Annotated in this window: 2 rRNA genes; both read right to left on the bottom strand. The window is 48.4% G+C overall.

Annotated elements, in window-relative coordinates:
- Nucleotides 1-85: ribosomal RNA gene (rrf, locus tag KKW16_RS08945) — 5S ribosomal RNA — on the bottom strand; the annotation flags it as partial.
- Between the two features lie 116 nt (nucleotides 86-201).
- Nucleotides 202-3098 (bottom strand): 23S ribosomal RNA (locus KKW16_RS08940).
- Nucleotides 3099-3337 lie beyond the last annotated feature (239 nt).

Here is a 3337-nt window from a genome sequence, read left to right as displayed (position 1 = left end):
GCCCCACACTACCATCGGCATTACAGCGTTTCACTTCTGAGTTCGGTATGGTGTCAGGTGGTTCCACCGCACTATCGCCGCCAGGATAATTCTTTGATAACTTTTATTCTAACTTCTATCTATGTTCTTCATTGGCCACAAGCTGAACGTTTAGTTAATTTTTTTCTTTCACTCTGTTTTCCAAAAACACTTGAGCGTTGTATAGTTAAGCCTCTCGGGCAATTAGTATGCGTTAGCTCAATGACTCACATCACTTACACACCGCACCTATCTACGTCTTAGTCTTAAACAACCCTTACAGATTTTAAATCTGGGAGAACTCATCTCTTGGCAAGTTTCGTGCTTAGATGCTTTCAGCACTTATCTCTTCCGCACTTAGCTACCCGGCAATGCGTCTGGCGACACAACCGGAACACCAGTGGTGCGTCCACTCCGGTCCTCTCGTACTAGGAGCAGCCCCAACCAATTCTCCAACGCCCACGGCAGATAGGGACCGAACTGTCTCACGACGTTCTAAACCCAGCTCGCGTACCACTTTAAATGGCGAACAGCCATACCCTTGGGACCTACTTCAGCCCCAGGATGTGATGAGCCGACATCGAGGTGCCAAACACCGCCGTCGATATGAACTCTTGGGCGGTATCAGCCTGTTATCCCCGGAGTACCTTTTATCCGTTGAGCGATGGCCCTTCCATTCAGAACCACCGGATCACTATGACCTACTTTCGTACCTGCTCGACTTGTCTGTCTCGCAGTTAAGCTTGCTTATACCATTGCACTAACCTCACGATGTCCGACCGTGATTAGCAAACCTTCGTGCTCCTCCGTTACTCTTTGGGAGGAGACCGCCCCAGTCAAACTACCCACCAGACACTGTCCGAGACCGCGTTCCGCAATCTTCGTTAGAACATCAAACGTTAAAGGGTGGTATTTCAAGGACGACTCCATAATCACTGGCGTGACTACTTCTAAGTCTCCCACCTATCCTACACATCAAAATTCAATGTTCAGTGTCAAGCTATAGTAAAGGTTCACGGGGTCTTTCCGTCTAGCCGCGGGTACACCGCATCTTCACGGCGATTTCAATTTCACTGAGTCTCGGGTGGAGACAGCCTGGCCATCATTATGCCATTCGTGCAGGTCGGAACTTACCCGACAAGGAATTTCGCTACCTTAGGACCGTTATAGTTACGGCCGCCGTTTACTGGGGCTTCGATCAGGAGCTTCTCTTTCGATTACACCATCAATTAACCTTCCAGCACCGGGCAGGCATCACACCCTATACGTCCACTTTCGTGTTTGCAGAGTGCTGTGTTTTTAATAAACAGTTGCAGCCAGCTGGTATCTTCGACCGGTTCAACCTTCAGGGGCTAGCCCTTACAATCTACGCCGGCGCACCTTCTCCCGAAGTTACGGTGCTATTTTGCCTAGTTCCTTCACCCGAGTTCTCTCAAGCGCCTGAGTATTCTCTACCTGACCACCTGTGTCGGTTTTCAGTACGGTTTAGTAAAGCCTTTCGCTTAGTGGCTTTTCCTGGAAGTGTGGTATCGGTTACTTCAGCTCCGTAGAGCCTCGTCATCATCTCTCAGTGTTAAGGAAGTCCGGATTTGCCTAAACTTCCCACCTACCAACTTAAACGCACATATCCAACAGTGCGATAACCTAACCTACTCCGTCCCCACATCGCAGCTTTACCAAGTACAGGAATATTAACCTGTTTCCCATCGACTACGCTCTTCAGCCTCGCCTTAGGGGCCGACTCACCCTGCCCCGATTAACGTTGGACAGGAACCCTTGGTCTTCCGGCGAACGGGTTTTTCACCCGTTTTATCGTTACTTATGTCAGCATTCGCACTTGTGATACGTCCAGCATGCCTCTCAACACACCTTCTTCCGCTTACACAACGCTCCCCTACCCAACAGACTTACGTCTGATGCCGCAGCTTCGGTGCTATATTTCAGCCCCGTTACATCTTCCGCGCAGGCCGACTCGACTAGTGAGCTATTACGCTTTCTTTAAATGATGGCTGCTTCTAAGCCAACATCCTAGCTGTCTAAGCCTTCCCACTTCGTTTCCCACTTAATATAGACTTTGGGACCTTAGCTGGCGGTCTGGGTTGTTTCCCTCTCCACGACGGACGTTAGCACCCGCCGTGTGTCTCCTGAGTATCACTCTTTGGTATTCGTAGTTTGCATCGGGTTGGTAATCCGGGATGGACCCCTAGCCGAAACAGTGCTCTACCCCCAAAGGTGTCCGCTCAAGGCTCTACCTAAATAGATTTCGGGGAGAACCAGCTATCTCCCGGTTTGATTGGCCTTTCACCCCCAGCCACAAGTCATCCGCTAATTTTTCAACATTAGTCGGTTCGGTCCTCCAGTTAGTGTTACCCAACCTTCAACCTGCCCATGGCTAGATCACCGGGTTTCGGGTCTATACCTTGCAACTATTCGCCCAGTTAAGACTCGGTTTCCCTTCGGCTCCCCTATTCGGTTAACCTCGCTACAAAATATAAGTCGCTGACCCATTATACAAAAGGTACGCAGTCACCCTTTCAGGCTCCCACTGCTTGTACGTACAAGGTTTCAGGTTCTATTTCACTCCCCTCACCGGGGTTCTTTTCGCCTTTCCTTCACAGTACTGGTTCACTATCGGTCAATCAGGAGTATTTAGCCTTGGAGGATGGTCCCCCCATCTTCAAACAGGATATCACGTGTCCCGCCCTACTTCTCGTTAACTTAGTACCACAGCCTGGATGTCGAGTACGGGGCTATCACCCTGTGTCGCTAAGCTTCCCAGCTTATTCCTCTATCTCTGCTGCTATCATTAACAGGCTCTTTCGCTTTCGCTCGCCGCTACTAACGAAATCTCGGTTGATTTCTTTTCCTCGGGGTACTTAGATGTTTCAGTTCTCCCGGTTTGCCTCACTTACCTATGGATTCAGTAAGTGATAGTAGATTCTTCATCTACTGGGTTTCCCCATTCGGATATCTTGGATTAAACGCCTCTTATCGACTCATCCAAGCTTTTCGCAGATTAGCACGTCCTTCTTCGCCTCTGATTGCCAAGGCATCCACCTTGTACGCTTAGTCACTTAACTATACAACCTCAAATGTTTTCAATCACTTTAAGTTTTTACTTCAAAGTGCGGTCAATTTGATGCGTATCTTCATTCAACTAAACACTTGATTGCTTTTGTTCAATCAAGATTTATCACAAAACAGGTTTGCTTTCAGAGTTTCCTTCTCAGTTCCCTCTTTTCACTTTCCTATCTTGCCTACTCAGACTTTCTCTCGAAAATCTCTTGTTTTCAGCTTGTTTCCAATTTTTTAAAGAACA

Origin of the sequence: Haemophilus sp. SZY H8 (assembly GCF_018829755.1) — a bacterium.
In the GTDB taxonomy this organism is placed as follows: Bacteria; Pseudomonadota; Gammaproteobacteria; order Enterobacterales; family Pasteurellaceae; genus Haemophilus; species Haemophilus haemolyticus_K.
The sequence above is the reverse complement of the archived record's forward strand: the minus strand, read 5'-3'. Positions and strand labels throughout refer to the sequence as shown.